The sequence below is a fragment of the Occultella aeris genome, from assembly GCF_902703175.1.
GTDB classification, from domain to species: Bacteria; Actinomycetota; Actinomycetes; order Actinomycetales; family Beutenbergiaceae; genus Occultella; species Occultella aeris.
The window spans coordinates 16,355-31,392 of the sequence record NZ_CACRYJ010000071.1; the positions used below are offsets into that span (position 1 = coordinate 16,355).

12 protein-coding genes are annotated in these 15,038 nt (G+C 71.1%); 4 read left to right on the forward strand and 8 right to left on the reverse strand.

The genetic code is table 11. From position 1 onward, the window contains the following. The first annotated feature begins 16 nt into the window (after positions 1–16). Positions 17–1,024: a ribose-phosphate diphosphokinase gene (locus HALOF300_RS25730; RefSeq protein ID WP_156743741.1), complete on the forward strand. Its 1,008-nt coding sequence runs from the start codon at positions 17–19 to the stop codon at positions 1,022–1,024. Here the strand turns inward: HALOF300_RS25730 and HALOF300_RS25735 are convergent. Beyond that, positions 997–3,057, reverse strand: coding sequence for a 3-hydroxyacyl-CoA dehydrogenase NAD-binding domain-containing protein (locus HALOF300_RS25735; RefSeq protein WP_156743742.1), 2,061 nt, complete (start codon positions 3,055–3,057; stop codon positions 997–999). The two genes, HALOF300_RS25730 and HALOF300_RS25735, sit on opposite strands and share 28 nt — an antisense overlap. Beyond that, entirely contained in the window at positions 3,054–4,280 is a 1,227-nt protein-coding gene (locus tag HALOF300_RS25740; RefSeq protein ID WP_156743743.1) for a thiolase family protein, read from the reverse strand. The genes HALOF300_RS25735 and HALOF300_RS25740 overlap by 4 nt, the downstream gene beginning before the upstream one ends. Before the next feature lie 193 nt (positions 4,281–4,473). Here HALOF300_RS25740 and pflB point away from each other — a divergent pair, with 193 nt between their 5' ends. Both pflB and pflA read left to right on the forward strand, forming a co-directional pair. Then, complete coding sequence (pflB, locus tag HALOF300_RS25745; protein WP_156743744.1) at positions 4,474–6,729, forward strand: formate C-acetyltransferase; 2,256 nt, start codon at positions 4,474–4,476, stop codon at positions 6,727–6,729. Then, the gene (gene pflA, locus HALOF300_RS25750; protein ID WP_156743745.1) at positions 6,729–7,520 is read left to right on the forward strand and encodes a pyruvate formate-lyase-activating protein; all 792 of its coding nucleotides are present in this window, start codon (positions 6,729–6,731) and stop codon (positions 7,518–7,520) included. The genes pflB and pflA overlap by 1 nt, the downstream gene beginning before the upstream one ends. Before the next feature lie 13 nt (positions 7,521–7,533). Here the strand turns inward: pflA and HALOF300_RS25755 are convergent, their stop codons facing one another. The 3 genes from HALOF300_RS25755 to HALOF300_RS25765 all read right to left on the reverse strand — a co-directional run bounded on the left by HALOF300_RS25755 (position 7,534) and on the right by HALOF300_RS25765 (position 10,701). After that, positions 7,534–8,700: a hypothetical protein gene (locus HALOF300_RS25755; protein ID WP_156743746.1), complete on the reverse strand. Its 1,167-nt coding sequence runs from the start codon at positions 8,698–8,700 to the stop codon at positions 7,534–7,536. 154 nt (positions 8,701–8,854) lie between these two features. Continuing rightward, entirely contained in the window at positions 8,855–10,126 is a 1,272-nt protein-coding gene (locus HALOF300_RS25760) for an HRDC domain-containing protein (protein WP_156743747.1), read from the reverse strand. Further along, on the reverse strand, positions 10,123–10,701 hold the full coding sequence (locus tag HALOF300_RS25765) for a DUF3000 domain-containing protein (protein WP_154794315.1): 579 nt from the start codon (positions 10,699–10,701) through the stop codon (positions 10,123–10,125). The genes HALOF300_RS25760 and HALOF300_RS25765 overlap by 4 nt, the downstream gene beginning before the upstream one ends. Before the next feature lie 143 nt (positions 10,702–10,844). On the opposite strand from HALOF300_RS25765, the gene HALOF300_RS25770 reads away from it, so the two are divergent. Then, entirely contained in the window at positions 10,845–12,086 is a 1,242-nt protein-coding gene (locus HALOF300_RS25770) for a carboxylate--amine ligase (RefSeq protein ID WP_156743748.1), read from the forward strand. Between the two features lie 26 nt (positions 12,087–12,112). Here the strand turns inward: HALOF300_RS25770 and HALOF300_RS25775 are convergent, their stop codons facing one another. Genes HALOF300_RS25775 through HALOF300_RS25785 form a run of 3 tightly spaced genes read right to left on the reverse strand, consistent with a single transcriptional unit; the run spans position 12,113 to position 15,035 of the window. Next, positions 12,113–12,592, reverse strand: coding sequence for a hypothetical protein (locus HALOF300_RS25775; RefSeq protein ID WP_156743749.1), 480 nt, complete (start codon positions 12,590–12,592; stop codon positions 12,113–12,115). Positions 12,593–12,618: 26 nt separating this feature from the next. Next, positions 12,619–14,532, reverse strand: coding sequence for an HNH endonuclease signature motif containing protein (locus HALOF300_RS25780; protein ID WP_331716265.1), 1,914 nt, complete (start codon positions 14,530–14,532; stop codon positions 12,619–12,621). Further along, positions 14,505–15,035 (reverse strand): hypothetical protein, encoded by a 531-nt coding sequence (locus HALOF300_RS25785; RefSeq protein ID WP_156743751.1) that lies wholly within the window; start codon positions 15,033–15,035, stop codon positions 14,505–14,507. Before HALOF300_RS25785 ends, HALOF300_RS25780 begins: the two co-directional genes overlap by 28 nt. Positions 15,036–15,038: the final 3 nt, after the last annotated feature.

Consider the following 15,038-nt stretch of genomic DNA (forward strand, 5'->3'; position numbering starts at 1 on the left):
CCCGAGAGGCATGTGCATGCGAGACATTGTGGTGTTCACCGGTAGCGCGCATCCCGCGCTCGCTCGGCTGATCTGTGACGAGCTCGGGATCGAGGTGTCCCCGTCGGAGACGTCCCGGTTCAGCAACGACTGCCTGCAGGCGCAGCTGCTGGCGAACTGCCGTCAGCGGGACGTGTACATCGTGCAGCCACTGGTGCCACCCACTCAGGAGCACCTGATGGAGCTACTCCTGATGATCGACGCGGCCAAGGGCGCCTCGGCCGCGCAGATCACGGCGGTGATCCCGCACTTCGCCTACGCCCGGTCGGACAAGAAGGACGCGTCCCGGATCTCCCTCGGCGGGCGCCTGGTCGCGGACATGCTGGTCGCCGCGGGAGCGGACCGGATCCTCACCATGACGCTGCACTCGCCGCAGGTGCACGGGTTCTTCTCGGTGCCGGTGGACCACCTGACAGCCCTCGGGGTGCTCGCCGACCACTACCGCGGCCGTGACCTGTCCGACTCGATCGTGGTCTCGCCGGACCTGGGCAACGCGAAGACTGCGACGCAGTTCGCGCGGCTGCTCGGCCTACCGGTGGCCGCGGGCAGCAAGCGGCGGCTCGCGGACGACAAGGTGGTCATCGACGCCATCGTGGGCGACGTCGCCGGCAAGCGGGCGATCGTGCTCGACGACGAGATCGCGACCGGAGGCTCGATCGTCGAGCTGATGGCCAAGCTCGCGGAGGAGGGTTGCCACGAGGCGTCGGTCGCCTGCACCCACGGCCTGTTCACCGGCAATGCCGTGGCCCGCCTGGGCGAGCACCCGATGATCACCGAGGTGGTCACCACGGACACGGTGCCCGCGCCGGGCGACTGGCACTCGCTGGTCGTTCGGTCCGTTTCCCAGCTGTTCGCCGAGGCGATCCGGCGGATCCATGAGGGTGAGTCGGTCAGCAGCCTGTTCGACGGCGTCGACCCGACCCACGCCCCACCGCAGCCGTCCCTGTTCGAGAGGGCTCAGCTAGCCACGTCACGGGGCAGGTGACCCGACCGGCGTAGGTACGGCGTGATCCCACCCAGGTGGAACGGCCAACCGGCGCCGAGGATCATCCCGAGGTCGATGTCGGCCGCGTCGGAGACCACCTGCTCGTCCAGCATCAGCGTGACCTCCTCCGCGAGGGCGCCGCCGACCCGGTCCAGCAGTTCCGGCGCCGTGTATGCCCGGCCGGACCGCGACCCGAAGTAGCGCTCGATCGCCGGGTCCACCGGTGAGGCCGCCGTGGGACGGCCCTCATAGGTGACGAAGGCGGCGCCGTCGGTGACCATCCGGGCCAGCCCGGGCGACGTCGGGTATCGGTCGCCGAGGTTCTCGCGCAGCGTGTCAAGGACGTGCATGGCGACGGCAGGGCCGACGAGCTGCAGCAGCTGGAACGGCCCCATGGGCAGGCCGAGCGGCCGCAGCGCGGCGTCGGCGGTGGGCACGTCGGTGCCGTCCTCGAGGGCACCGAGGACCTCGCCGAGCAGGCGCACGAGCAGCCGGTTCACGACGAATCCGGGCGCGTCGGCGACGGCGATCGCCGACTTGCCCGATGCCTTGGCGACGGCGAACGCGGTGGCGTAGGCGGCGTCGTCGGTCCGTTCGGCGCGGATCACCTCGACGAGCGGCATCTGCGCGACCGGGTTGAAGAAGTGCAGCCCGACGACCCGCTCGGGATGGGCGAGGTCGGCAGCCATGGCCGTGATCGACAGCGCGGACGTGTTCGTGGCGAGGATCGTGTCCGCACCGACGACCGTCTCGAGCTCGGCGAACACCTTCTTCTTCACATCGAGTTCCTCGAAGACCGCCTCGATGACGAGGTCGCGGTCGGCGAGATCGGCCAGTTCGGTGGTCGCCGTCACCAGGGAGGTGATCCGGTTCGCCTCGTCAGTGCCGATCCGGCCCTGCTCGGCGAGTTTGGCCACCTCGGCCCGGACGAACCCGAGGCCCTTCTCGGCGCGCTCGGCGTCCAGATCCCGCATGATCACCGGCACCCGCATCCGGCGCGCGAACAGCAGCGCCAGCTGGGAGGCCATCAGTCCCGCACCGACCACGCCGACGGAACGCACCGGCCGGGCCAGTTCCGTGGGCGGCGCACCCACCGGCCGCTTGGCGCGGGAGGACGTCAGGTTGAACGCGTACACACCGGCTTTGAACTCCGGCGAGACGATCAGGTCGGCCAGGGCGTCGTTCTCGGCGGCGAACGACGCGTCCTTGTCACCGTCCGCGGCGAGTGCGAGCAGGTCGAGGGCCACGTACGGGGCCGGTGCGGCGCCCTGGAGGCGGGCGTCCACCTTGGCCCGGGCCGCGTCGACAGCCTCGAGCCACCGGGCGCGGCCGGTGTCGTCGATCGGCTCGGGACGGGTGGGAGTGATTTGCCCGCGAAGTACGCGGGCGCTCCAGCGCAGCGACTCGGCCAGGAAGTCCGCTGGCTCCAGGGCGACATCCATCAGGCCGAGCCCGACGGCCTCGTCGGCCTTGAGCTGGCGGTTGTTGCGCAGCGGGTTCTCCACCACCACGGCCAGTGCCTTCTCGATGCCGATCAGGTGCGGCGCCAGGAACGTCCCGCCCCATCCCGGGATCAGGCCGAGGAACACCTCGGGCAGGCCGAGGTTGCGCACCGAGCCGGCGACGGTCCGGTACGTGGCCGAGAGAGCCAGTTCCATGCCGCCGCCGAGGGCGACCCCGCCGACGTAGGCGAAGGTCGGCACGGCCATGTCGGTGAGGATCCGGTAGGCGTCGTGCCCCGCCTCGGCGATCTCCCGGGCCTGCTCGGTCGTCGTGATGCCGGCTGCCGCCTTCAGGTCGGCGCCGGCCGCGAAGTGGAACGGCTTGCCGGTGACGGCGGCGGCGACGATCTCTCCGGCGGCGGCGCGGGCCGCGACGGCCTCGACGGCCTCCCGCAGCGACGCCATGCCGCCGGCGCCGAGCGTGTTCGGCTTCGTGAAGTCGAGGCCGTTGTCGAGGGTGATCAGGGCCAGGGTGCCGAGATCCTCGAGCTGGACGTCGCGGACCAGGGCGCGGGTGATGCGCTCGCTCATCGGTTGTTCTCCTCGGTGGCAACGGTGTAGTCGGGGTGGTGGGGGTTCTCCCAGATGACCGAGCCACCCTGGCCCAGGCCCACGCACATCGCGGTGACGCCGTAGCGGACCTCCGGGTGCGCGGCGAACTGGTGGGCGAGCTGGGACATCAGGCGTACGCCGGACGCGGCGAGCGGGTGCCCGACGGCGATCGCGCCACCGTAGGGGTTGACCCGAGGGTCGTCGTCGGCGATGCCGAACGCGTCCAGGAACGAGAGCACCTGCACGGCGAACGCCTCGTTCAGCTCGAACAGGCCGATGTCGGAGATGGACAGGCCCGCGAGCTCCAGGGCGCGCTCGGTGGCCGGCACCGGACCGAGACCCATCACCTCGGGCGGGACGCCGGCGTACGCGTAGGAGACCAGGCGCAGCTTCGGGGCCAGGCCCCACGCGGCGGCGACGTCGCCCGCGACCAGCAGGGCCGCCGTCGCCCCGTCCGTCAGCGGCGAGGACGTCGCAGCGGTGACCCGCCCGCCCGGCCGGAACGGGGTCGGCAGGCCGGCCATGCCCTCGACCGTGGTGCCGGGCCGGGGCGGCTCATCGGCCGTGGCCAGACCCCAGCCGCGGTCGGGGTCGGGCACGCCGACCGGGACGAGGTCGCCGGCGATGTGCCCGGCGGCCAGCGCCGTCGCGTACTTCGCCTGGGAGGCCGCCCCGAAGGCGTCCGCCCGTTCCTTCGTCAGGGCCGGGAACCGGTCGTGGAGGTTCTCCGCGGTCGCGCCCATCACCAGGGCGTCCGGGGAGACGATGCGCTCGGCGACGAACCGGGGGTTCGGCTCCGCGTCACGGCCGAGGGGGTGACGGCCCATGTGTTCGACGCCGCCGGCCAGGGCGGCGTCGACGGCACCGACGGCGATACCGGACGCGAGCGTGGTGACGGCTGTCATCGCGCCCGCGCACATGCGGTCGATCGCGAAGCCCGGGACCGTGGTCGGCAGCCCGGCCAGCAGGGCGACAGTGCGGCCGAGGGTCAGGCCCTGATCGCCGGACTGGGTGGTGGCGGCGATGGCGACGTCACCGATGGAGTTGACCGGGACGCCGGGGTTGCGCCGGAGCAGGTCCCGTACGACCGCGACGGCGATGTCGTCCGCGCGGGTGTGGGCGTACAGGCCGTCGGGCCTGGCCCGTCCGAAGGGGGAGCGGACCGCGTCCACGAGGACGACGTCTCGACCGAGCAGGGGCATGGCGGCGACCTCCGGGTCACAACGGCGGGACTTGATGTGGGACTGCGAGTACTAGGTAACTCTGGGGCCACTCTACCCGCCGCCGATGTGATCAGGCACACCAGCCCGGGCGGTCTTTGGTCCCGGGGGAACGTGGTCCGGCGTTCCTAGGCTCGAAGGTGCAGCAGGTGGACCGAGTGAAGGGAAGCGCACGATGAGCATCACGACGCAGGACCGGGCGGCCCACGAGGCCTGGCACGACTTCGCAGCCGGTCCGTGGCAGGAACGTATCGACGTGCGCGACTTCATCCAGCGCAACTACACGCCCTACACCGGCGACGGAGACTTCCTGGCCGGGCCCACCGAGCGGACCACACGTGTCTGGGGCCGGCTCCTGGCGATGTTCCCGGACGAGCGCGAGCGCGGTGTGTACGACGTCGATGCCGCGACGCCGTCGACCATCACGTCGCACGGCCCGGGCTACATCGACCGCGACGACGAGATCATCGTCGGGCTGCAGACCGACGCCCCGCTGAAGCGCGCAATCATGCCGAACGGCGGCTGGCGGATGGTCGAGACCGCGTTGCAGACGTACGGCTACCCGGTGGATCCCGACCTCGCGAGGGTGTTCACCCAGTACCGCAAGACCCACAACGCCGGCGTGTTCGACGTCTACCCGCCTGCCGTGCGCCGGGCCCGGTCCAGCCACATCATCACCGGCCTGCCGGACGCCTATGGTCGCGGCCGGATCATCGGCGACTACCGGCGCCTCGCGCTCTACGGCGTGGACGCGCTGATCGAGGACAAGCGCCGCGAGCGGGCTGAGTTGGACGAACTGCCCTCGGTCGAGGACGTGATCAGGTGCCGCGAGGAGAACGCCGAGCAAATCCGGGCACTGGAGGATCTCCGGACGATGTCGGCCAGTTACGGGTTCGACGTCTCCCGGCCGGCGCGCACCGCCGTGGAGGCGGTGCAGTGGCTGTACTTCGCGTTCCTGGCCGCGGTGAAGGACCAGAACGGAGCGGCCATGTCCTTGGGCCGGACCTCGACGTTCCTGGACGTCTACCTGCAGCGGGACCTCGAGGCGGGAGTACTCGACGAGACCGCGGCGCAGGAACTGATCGACGACCTGGTCATCAAGCTGCGGATCGTGCGGTTCCTACGCACGCCGGAGTATGACGCACTGTTCTCCGGGGACCCGACCTGGGTCACCGAGTCGATCGGCGGCATGAGCACCGACGGGCGGACCCTGGTCACCAGGAACTCGTTCCGGATGTTGCAGACGCTGTACAACCTCGGGCCCGCGCCGGAGCCGAACCTGACGGTGCTGTGGAGCCCGTTGCTGCCCGAAGCCTTCAAACGGTTCTGCGCCAAGGTGTCGATCGACACCTCCGCGATCCAGTACGAGTCCGACGAGCTGATCCGCGGCGACCTGGGTGACGACGCAGGCATCGCCTGCTGCGTATCAGCCATGGCGATCGGCAAGCAGATGCAGTTCTTCGGCGCCCGGGTGAACATCGCGAAGGCGCTGCTGTACGCGATCAACGGCGGCAGGGACGAGATCACCGGCCAGCAGGTGGCCCCCGAGACCGCGCCCGTGACCGGTGACCTCCTCGACTACGCCGACGTGCGGGCCCGGTACGACGGGCTGCTGGACTGGCTCGCCGAGACCTACGTGGACGCGCTCAACTGCATCCATTACATGCACGACAAGTACGCCTACGAGCGGCTCGAGATGGCGTTGCACGACCGGGACGTCCTGCGCACCATGGCCTGCGGGATCGCAGGGCTGAGCGTCGCCGCGGACTCGCTCGCTGCGATCCGGTATGCGAGGGTGCGCCCCATCCGGGACGAGCGTGGCCTCGTCGTCGACTACGAGGTCACGGGTGACCACCCGCGGTACGGCAACGACGACGACCTGGCCGACGAGATCGCCGTCGACCTGGTGCGTTCCTTCATGGCGAAGATCCGCGGGCGCGCCACCTACCGCGACTCCGTGCACACCCAGTCGGTGCTGACGATCACCTCGAACGTCGTCTACGGCAAGCACACCGGGAACACCCCGGACGGCCGACGCACCGGGGAACCGTTCGCGCCCGGCGCGAACCCGATGAACGGGCGGGACACGCACGGGATGCTCGCCGCGGCACTGAGCGTGGCGAAGCTGCCCTACAGCGAGGCCCGGGACGGCATCTCGCTCACCACCACGGTGGTGCCGAGTGGGCTCGGCCGCACTGCGGAGGAGCAGGTTTCCAACCTGCGCGGACTACTTGACGCGTACGTGGGCAGCGGCGGGTTCCACCTCAACGTGAATGTGTTGAACCGGGAGACCCTCGAGGACGCCATGGAGCACCCGGAGAAATACCCGCAACTGACGATCCGGGTGTCCGGGTACGCCGTGAACTTCGTCAGGCTGACTCGCGAACAGCAGCTCGACGTGCTCTCGCGGACGTTCCACGGGAGCCTCTGATGAGCGTGGCGCCGACGGCGATGGGTGCGGACCGGTCCATCCGGCTCGCCCGGATCCGGCTCGGGGACCTCGGATCGGTGCACTCCTGGGAACTCGTGACCGCGGTGGACGGACCGGGGACCCGGATGACGCTGTTCCTGTCCGGGTGCCCGTTGCGGTGCCTGTACTGCCACAACCCGGACACCTGGCGGATGCGCGACGGGCGGCTGACGTCGGTCGAGGACGTTCTGGCCCGGGTGGGCCGGTACCGGCACGTGTTCGCCGCAACCGGCGGTGGACTGACCGTCTCCGGCGGTGAGGCGCTGATGCAGCCGACGTTCCTCGGCCGCATCCTGGCTGGGACGAAGGAGCTGGGCGTGCACACCACGCTCGACACCTCCGGATACCTCGGTGCGAACGCCACGGACGCGATGCTCGAGGTCACCGACCTCGTCCTGCTGGACGTCAAGTCCGGGGACCCGGAGACCTATCGGCGCGTGACAGGTCGGGACCTGGCGCCGACGCTGCGATTTGGGCGGCGGCTGAGCGACCGTGGGATCGCGACATGGATCCGGTTCGTGCTGGTCCCGGGCCTGACGGACGATCCGGACAACGTGTCACTGGTGGCCGATTACGCCGCGTCACTGGCCGGGGTCGAGCGCGTCGAGGTGCTGCCGTTCCACCAGATGGGCCGCGAGAAGTGGGCACGGTGCGCTCTCGCCTACGACCTCGCCGACACCCAGCCGCCCACACCGGAACTCACCGAGCGGGTACGGGAACAGTTCCGCGAGCGTGGGCTGCTGGTGTACTGACGCCGGCCGGTGGTCAGGGCAGCACGTCCTCCTGTGCCTGCCAGAAGAGGTTGCGGTGGCCCGGCTCCTCCGTCTGGCCGTAGACGTTCGCCGCGCCGATGTACAGATCCTGCGGGATGTGGGTGTCCGTACCGGTCCGGCCCCAGATCAGCGTGTCCCGGTCCGTCTGGGTGCCCACCCGGGCGAGGTCGAGGGTGCCCGCGGAGCCGCTGAACAGGTAGACGCCGTCCTGTGCGGCGACGCCCTGGACCTTGTCGATCGAGGAGTCCTTGTCGATCCAGAAGTTGGTCTGTGATCCGACGATCCCGTCCTGACCGGCCAGGTCACCCGAGTCGGTCAACGGCCACCGGACGACCTCGGTCGTGACGTCGTCGGCCGCGTACTCGGACGAGACCAGCGCGGGCTCCCCGGTCCAGTCTGTGGAGATCGAGGACAGCCTCGGGACCCCGTACGGACCCTGGTCGACGCCGACGTAGGTGCGGTCCGGGACGAGGAAGTAGCCCTCGTCGTCGGTCATCGCCGTGCGCAGGTCGAACCTGTGGATGCGGTCGGTCGCGGCCACGTACAGGTAGGGACCGGCCCAGGCGACGCCGCCGTTGTGGCTGGCCAGCGGCTGCGTGGTCCAGCCGTCGTCGGTCTGCACCGGCAGTCGGAGCGGGACGGTGCGGTATCGCCAGTCGTCGGTGGAGACGAACGTCAGCGCCGAGTCCACCGCGGCGTGGTCGTCGGGGGAGGTGCGCTCGTACCAGGCCGAGACCAGTACCTCGGTGGCCGGTGCCTGCGCCCAGTTGGACTCCCCGCTGCCGGCGAGCCCCTGCGGGTACCAGCGGTCGTCGGTGTTCAGGTCGTCGGGCCAGGCGCGGCAGGACTCGCCGCACTCGCTGGTCTCACCGGTACGGCTCGCGATGAGATCGGTGAAGCTCACCGGCGCCACGCCGGGCAGCTCGCCGATCGCTTCGAGGGCCTGCGAACGGTCGGTGATGTCCAGTTCGTAGGTACCTGGCTCGTTGTGCGCGGCCTCGTCGAGGGCCGCACCGTTTCCGGCGGCTCCGGCCGGGCCGGGCACCGCGACAGCGAGTGCGCTCACCCCGATCAGGATGCCGATGACGCGCCCGTGGGAGCGACGGCCGCCGCGCCGGGTCGTGGCGCCGGTGGATGGATGTGCCTTCTGAGGGTGCATGATGCCTCCCCTAATCGAGTGCAGATCGCCATCGACCGTACGTCATCGTGCGCCGGAATGCAGCCCCGATTTCGTACCCGGCCGCCGCCGCGGGGCTGTGACCAGGCCGAACGCGGGGCCAACGGCGCCGCGGCACCCGACGGGCCAAGGCTGATCAGGCTTCGTCGGCGCTCTCGGGCGCCTGCTCCGGCTCCTTGGGCCGGGGCGGGGCCAGCAGGGCTCGTGCGATCGGTTCGGAGACGAGATCGACCTGCCAGGGGCGAGCCCCAAGGTCGGTGAGTGCGATCGACACCGTCTCCGGGGTGACCCGACGCGGTGGCGCCCACGCGATCCGTCGCTGGAACTCCGGGGTGAGGAGGTTCTCCTGCGGAACGTCGAGGCTGTCGGCGAGCTCACGCACGTCGTGGCGGACGTTCTCGAGGCGGACGGCACCCTCGGGGTTGCGGTCCCGCCAGGCGCGCGGCGGGGGCAGGGTGTCGCCGAGCGGGGTCCGCTTCGCCGGTAGGTCCGCGGGACCCAGCGTGAGCGCTCGGGCGACGGCCGCGGCCCAGGTGGGCAGGCGGCGGGCGGCGCCGCGGTTCTTGAACGGGCGGAGCTCGGCGAGCGCAGCCTGGCTACGGGGCTTGGCCTGCGCGGCGGCGACGATCGCGGCGTCTGGGAGGATCCGGCCGGGGGAGATATCGGCGCGCTCGGCCTCGATCTCTCGCGTGTGCCAGAGCTCGCGCACGATCGCGAGGCCCTGGGTGTCGCGGACCAGGTGCGTGCCGGAGGTGCGGCGCCACGGGTCGATCCGCGGCGAGGGTGGTGGCGCGACGCGGATCGCCTCGAACTCCTGCTCGGCCCAGTCGAGCTTTCCGGCCTCCGCGAGCTGAGCGGCGAGCACGTCGCGCAACTCGACGAGTACCTCGACGTCCAGGGCCGCGTAGCGCAACCAGCTCTCCGGCAGCGGACGCTCGGACCAGTCGGCGGCCGAGTGTTCCTTCGCGAGGGCGAAACCGAGCTCGCCGGCGACCATGGGGCCGAGGCCGACCCGGTCGCGGCCGAGGAGCCGGCCGGCCAGCTCGGTGTCGAACAGGCGCGACGGCGTGAAGTTCAGTTCAGCGAGGCACGGCAGGTCCTGGTTGGCCGCGTGCAGAACCCACTCGACGCCGTCGAGTGCGGCACTCAGCCCGCTGAGGTCCGGGAGCTCGCGCGGATCGATGAGGGCGGTGCCGGCGCCGGCGCGACGGATCTGCACGAGGTAGGCGTGCTGGCCGTACCGGTAGCCGGACGCACGTTCGGCATCCACGGCGACCGGCCCGGTGCCGGCGGCCATCCGCTCGGTGACCTCGTCCAGGGCGGCGGCGGTGCTGGTGACCTCGGGTACCCCACCCGCCGGCTCGAGGAGGGGGCGTAGTTCTGGGGCCGCGGGCTCGTCGTCGGTCATCGCTTCCTGTTCAGTGGGCTCACGTTGTCCGGGATCGGCGGTAGACCGGCAGTCTGGCAGGACAGCAGCGCCCAGGCACGCAGGTGCGGTGCCAGGTCGGTGCCCTCCGGGGTCCAGGAGGCCCGAATCTCGATCTCCACCTCGCCGGACCGAAGGTGCAGGCCGCCGAAGGTCTCCGAGAGCACGCGGGTGACGGTGCCGGAGAGCGAGTGGTGCTCGGCGCCCTCTGCCTCGAGCGCGTCGGTGAGCCAGGACCAGCCCACCTCGCCGAGCATCGGGTCCGCGGAGAACTCGGGCTCCAGCTCCGCCCGGGCCATGATGATCACCCGGAACTCGCCGTTCCAGGCCTCCTGGCCCTCGGGGTCGTAGAGCACCACGAACCGTCCGTTGCCGAGCATGTCGTCCGGGTCGCGGGTCGGGTTGACCTCCCCCGTGAGTGCCAGGGCGTACGGCGCGATCCGCGTCGGAGCCGGCACCTCCTCGAGGTGGAACTCCGGACGCATGCGGTGCCCACGCAGGCTCAACAGAGCCGCCTCGAAGTCGGGGGGCGCGACCGGCGTCTGCTGCACGTTCACTTGTTCAGGCTAAGCCGCGCGGGGCCAACCCACGAGAGGCGCGCCGAAGGTGGGCCGCTAGACTCACCCACGTTCCGCCGTCGGGCATCGGCCCCGCGCAGCGAACCACCCACCCGCCAGAACCGCACGGAGGACGCGCGCCCATGACCAACCGGACGCTCTGCCCGGTGCTGCTCGGCACCGACCTCGGCATCTACGCGATGGCGCGGTCCTTCCACGAGGCGTACGGGGTGCGGTCGGTCGTCATCAGCGAGCTGCCGCGGGGGCCGATCAACGACTCGGCGATCCTGGACAACGTGCTGATCGGCGACGGCGCCGACGACGACAGGATCCTCGCGGCGCTCGACACCGTTGCCGCGGCGCACCCCGGCGCGGACCGGATCCTGGTCGTCAACTCCGACCACCAGCTCGCGTTCGTGCTGCGGCATCGGGCGCGGCTCGAGGAGAGCTACGTGATCCCGTTCGCCGACGCGGCGACCGTGGAGGCCCTTGCGGACAAGACCTCGATGTACGCGGTGCTGGAGCGGCTCGGGATCCTCGCGCCGGCCACCATGGCGGTCACGGCGCTGCCGAGGGACGAGCCGGCGTGGCGGGCCGCAGCGGCGCAGCTGACGTTCCCGATCGTGATGAAGCCGTTCGCGGGCGCCGAGTTCGAGGAGCTGAAGTTCGCGGGCCGGCGGAAGGTCTACGCGCTCGACGACGCCGACACGCTCGTGCGCGAGCTGGAGCGGATCGCCGCCGCCGAGTACGGCGGGACGATGCTGCTGCAGGAGCTCGTGCCCGGTGACGACACGTGGAACCGGGTGGTGAACTGCTACGTCGACTCCCACGGGGACCTCACGATGGCCGCCTCCGGGCGGGTGTTGCTGGCGATGCACCAGCCAACCTTCATCGGGAACTCGGCGATCATCATGGTCGACTACGACGCCGAACTCGTGGAGTCAGTGCGCACGGTGCTCGCCGAGGTGGGGTTCCGCGGGTTCGCGAGTGTCGACTTCAAGATCGACCCGCGGGACGGCCGGGCCCGGTTGCTGGACATCAACCCGCGCCTGGGGCGGTCGCACTACTACGCGAACGTCGGCGGGGTGAGCACCGCGCAGGTGCTCGTCGAGGACCTGGTCCGTGGTCGACGGGTCGAGCCACAGCGGGCGACGGCGGAGGGCATCTATGCGTACATCCCGACGTTCGTGCTGGGTCGGTACGTGCGCGACGCGGCGCTGCTCTCGCAGGCTCGTGGTGTGCTGGGGCGTCGCCGTGCCGTGCACCCGCTGAAGTACCGCAAGGACCGGAACGTGAAGCGGTGGGCATACCGGCTGCTGGCGCAGGTCAACCAGTTGCGGGCGCTGCGGGCGTACTACCCGCGGCCCACCGACAGCGGGTTCTGAACCGGGCGCGGACGGGTCGTCGCGCGTCAGCCGACGAAGTCGGTACCCGCGTAGAAGTGGAGCACCGGCACGCCGAGCTCGTCGCGGGCTCGCGAGGCCCAGTCCTGGTGGAACGTGTCCTCGACGGCGTGCGGCCGGGTGACCACGATCAGCTCGGCAGCGTTCAGGTTGTTGACGGCCTGCTTCACGGCCGGCAGCGGGTCGTCCGCGATGACCGAGCCGGATGCCGTCGCACCGGCCGCGGCGAGACGCTCCAGCGACGCGCCGAGCGAGATGTCCGCGGTGAACTCGGCCTTCTGCTTGTCGGCACGATGGACGAGGGCATCCCAAGCCGCGCGCATCTCGAACAGACTCAGGTGGTCGATGAAGTCGGTGACGATGTTGCGCTCGGTGTCGGCCGGCACCAGTACCTCGAAGGTCGCGTCCGGGTCGTCGTGAAGATTGAGGATGTTCTTCACGTCGCTCTCGCGGAGGGCTTCTTCGGTGAGGATGAGAAAGGTCGGCATGAGGCGAGCATAGTGTGGCCGGCCGGTCAGAACGGCGGCGGCCCGTCCCGACGATCCGCGCCTGCGGGGGCCGCCGCACGGGTGAGGTGGAACGTGTCCCAGCCTGCGAGTTTGCGATAACGCTGACCGGTGGGCGTGGTCCACTCGAACACGCCGGGCGTGGGCTGGACGAGGCGGTAGCGGGCGTGCGTCTTCAGCAGATGGTGCCGCTTGCACAGTGGCCCGAGGTTGTGTGCCGCCGTCGGACCGGCAGGGTAGGGCACCGTGTGGTCGAGTTCGGAGTCGATGGCCGGTTGCGAGCAGCCCGGGGCCACGCAGATCTGGTTGCGCTGGCGCACGTGGTCCGCGAGCCCGACCGGGGGAGTGTAGGTCGTGGTGCCGACGTCCAGGATGGTGCCGGACGCGGGGTCGGTGAGCAGACGGCGTAGCGTCGCCTGCGCGGCGTAGGCGCGCGAGTCCTTGGCCGGGATCGGCCCCAGCGCGGTGACGTACGCCGGGGCGTCGCCGCCGAGGAGGGTGGTGATCGGCATTGTGACGTCCACCCGGGCCCGACGGCCGGCCGACGAGCTGATCGGGTATCGGTGCAGCACCGTGCCCGACGGCGGGACGGCCTGCGTAGGCTCCGGTTCGGAGGCGGGAGGCGACGTGAGATCTACCTCGCTGCGGGAGAGGACGAGGCCGAACGCAGACCGCGGTGTGGCCGCTGCCCCGAGCGCGGATGGCGTTGTCAGCCAGGCGCCGCGGAGGTAGGCGCCGCCCTCGAACAGTCCGGGGTCAACGCGCTGGTACCTCGGCGTCGGGTGCGGCGTGGGCAGGGGCGTGCCGTGGGCCGCAGCCGCGCCGGTCCGGAGCGCTCCGCCGGTGGGCGGAGCGGCGCCTGTGGGCGAGGCCGTGCCGGCGGGCGGAGCGGTGCCCGTGCGCGAGGCGGTTCCGGTGGACAGGACTGCGCCGGTTGGAGCGCCCGCCTGCGGTGGAGGGGGCACGGGCATGCCAGGGAGCGCACCGACGATGGGAGTCACCGGCCCGGGTGGCGCGTTGCGCGCGCGTTGCCGGCGCTCATCCTCGCGCACGCGGTCGCGGTCGCGGTACCACTCGATCCCGGCGGGGCTCAACGCATTGATCACCACCTCCCGGTCGCTTCCGGTGCGCTCGGCGATCGCGAGACACCGTGCGATCGCACGAGCCGTGGGCACGACACCGTCCGCCATGAGCGCGGCGGCGTCGAACGGGGCAACCAGGCCGAGAGTGACCGGTGGCAAGGTGCACGGGACGCCGACAGGCACGGCTGGGGTCACCGGGCCGGCCGCGGTGCCTGGAGCGGGCGGGCCGGACACGGCAGTGCCGGACGGCGCAGCGAACGGCCGGCCGTTCGTCACGGGAGGCGCGTTCGTCACCGACGCGCCGGCGATCGGAGCATCCGTACCCGCCGGGAGCTGGATCGAGATGGTCCCGGTGGCCAGGGCGGTGTGCCCGAACAGGCCGAGGAAGTCCGCCCGCAACTGTTCGATGGTGCTCGGGTCCCTGTTGGCACGCGTAGCGCGCGCGGCACCGTCGAGGGCGGCGTCCACAGCCGCTGCGTCCAGCGTGGGCATGACGGCGTAGAGCCCACTCATCCTGTCGCCGAGCGGTCTCGGGCGATCGACCCGCCGTCGCTTGGCCGCCTCCTGCGCTCGCTGGGTGAAATGCGCGTGGTCCACCTCCGCGACCGCACGCGCCAGATCTTGGCGGACCTGATGGTGCGGCCGGTGCCGTGCCTTGGGGAGGACGATGCCCTGCACCTCGATCGCCTGGTCCGAGCACAGGTGCTCGACGGCGGCCACGATCAGTTCGGCCTTCGCGACGTCGATCTCACCGGCGGCGAGGGCGTCGGCGGTCGGGATGCACTCGTGTCGCAGCGCATCGCCGGTTCGGATCAGGTTGCGGCCGCGTTGTTGGAGCAGCCGAGCCGCATGGCCACCTCCTCGCCGGCGAAGTTCGTGTGCTTCGTCCCGGCCGTGCGTGCGGCCGCCGGACCCAGTTCAAGCCGCACGTCCTGTCCCACAAGGGAGGCGCGTTCGCGGACCTTGCCGGCCGCCCACGAGCTGACTCGGTCCCAGGCTGCCATCTCCTCGAGCGTGGTGTACGAGTCTCCGCGCCGACTGTCCGCCGCCAGCAGCAGCCCCAGCAGCTCGGGCCCAGGGGCGAGTCCGGCAAGGTCGTCGGCGTCGACGGTCCTGGATTCTGCTTCGGCCGGATACGGGACGCCGGGCTCCGTGGCGGGAACTCCGAAGATCTCCGCGAGGAGCTCCTCCGGCACCTCCTCCAGCCAGTCGATCGGGACGGTCAGCTCGCCGTCCGCATCCAGCCAGGAGGCGCACTCGGCGGCAGCGTCGGCGCGGTCGGCGGCTGCGAGTGCGGCCGCCTCAGCGTCGGTGAGCCGCTCTTCGTCGGTGCGTGACTCCATGCT

What these genes read in the sequence shown, in the direction of transcription:
- HALOF300_RS25775 (WP_156743749.1), bottom strand. Translation starts at nt 12,592, where the DNA reads ATGCCGACCTTTCTCATCCTCACCGAAGAAGCCCTCCGCGAGAGCGAC.
- pflA (WP_156743745.1), top strand. Translation starts at nt 6,729, where the DNA reads ATGAGCGTGGCGCCGACGGCGATGGGTGCGGACCGGTCCATCCGGCTC.
- HALOF300_RS25740 (WP_156743743.1), bottom strand. Translation starts at nt 4,280, where the DNA reads ATGCCCCTGCTCGGTCGAGACGTCGTCCTCGTGGACGCGGTCCGCTCC.
- HALOF300_RS25730 (WP_156743741.1), top strand. Translation starts at nt 17, where the DNA reads ATGCGAGACATTGTGGTGTTCACCGGTAGCGCGCATCCCGCGCTCGCT.
- HALOF300_RS25785 (WP_156743751.1), bottom strand. Translation starts at nt 15,035, where the DNA reads ATGGAGTCACGCACCGACGAAGAGCGGCTCACCGACGCTGAGGCGGCC.
- HALOF300_RS25770 (WP_156743748.1), top strand. Translation starts at nt 10,845, where the DNA reads ATGACCAACCGGACGCTCTGCCCGGTGCTGCTCGGCACCGACCTCGGC.
- pflB (WP_156743744.1), top strand. Translation starts at nt 4,474, where the DNA reads ATGAGCATCACGACGCAGGACCGGGCGGCCCACGAGGCCTGGCACGAC.
- HALOF300_RS25735 (WP_156743742.1), bottom strand. Translation starts at nt 3,057, where the DNA reads ATGAGCGAGCGCATCACCCGCGCCCTGGTCCGCGACGTCCAGCTCGAG.
- HALOF300_RS25755 (WP_156743746.1), bottom strand. Translation starts at nt 8,700, where the DNA reads ATGCACCCTCAGAAGGCACATCCATCCACCGGCGCCACGACCCGGCGC.
- HALOF300_RS25760 (WP_156743747.1), bottom strand. Translation starts at nt 10,126, where the DNA reads ATGACCGACGACGAGCCCGCGGCCCCAGAACTACGCCCCCTCCTCGAG.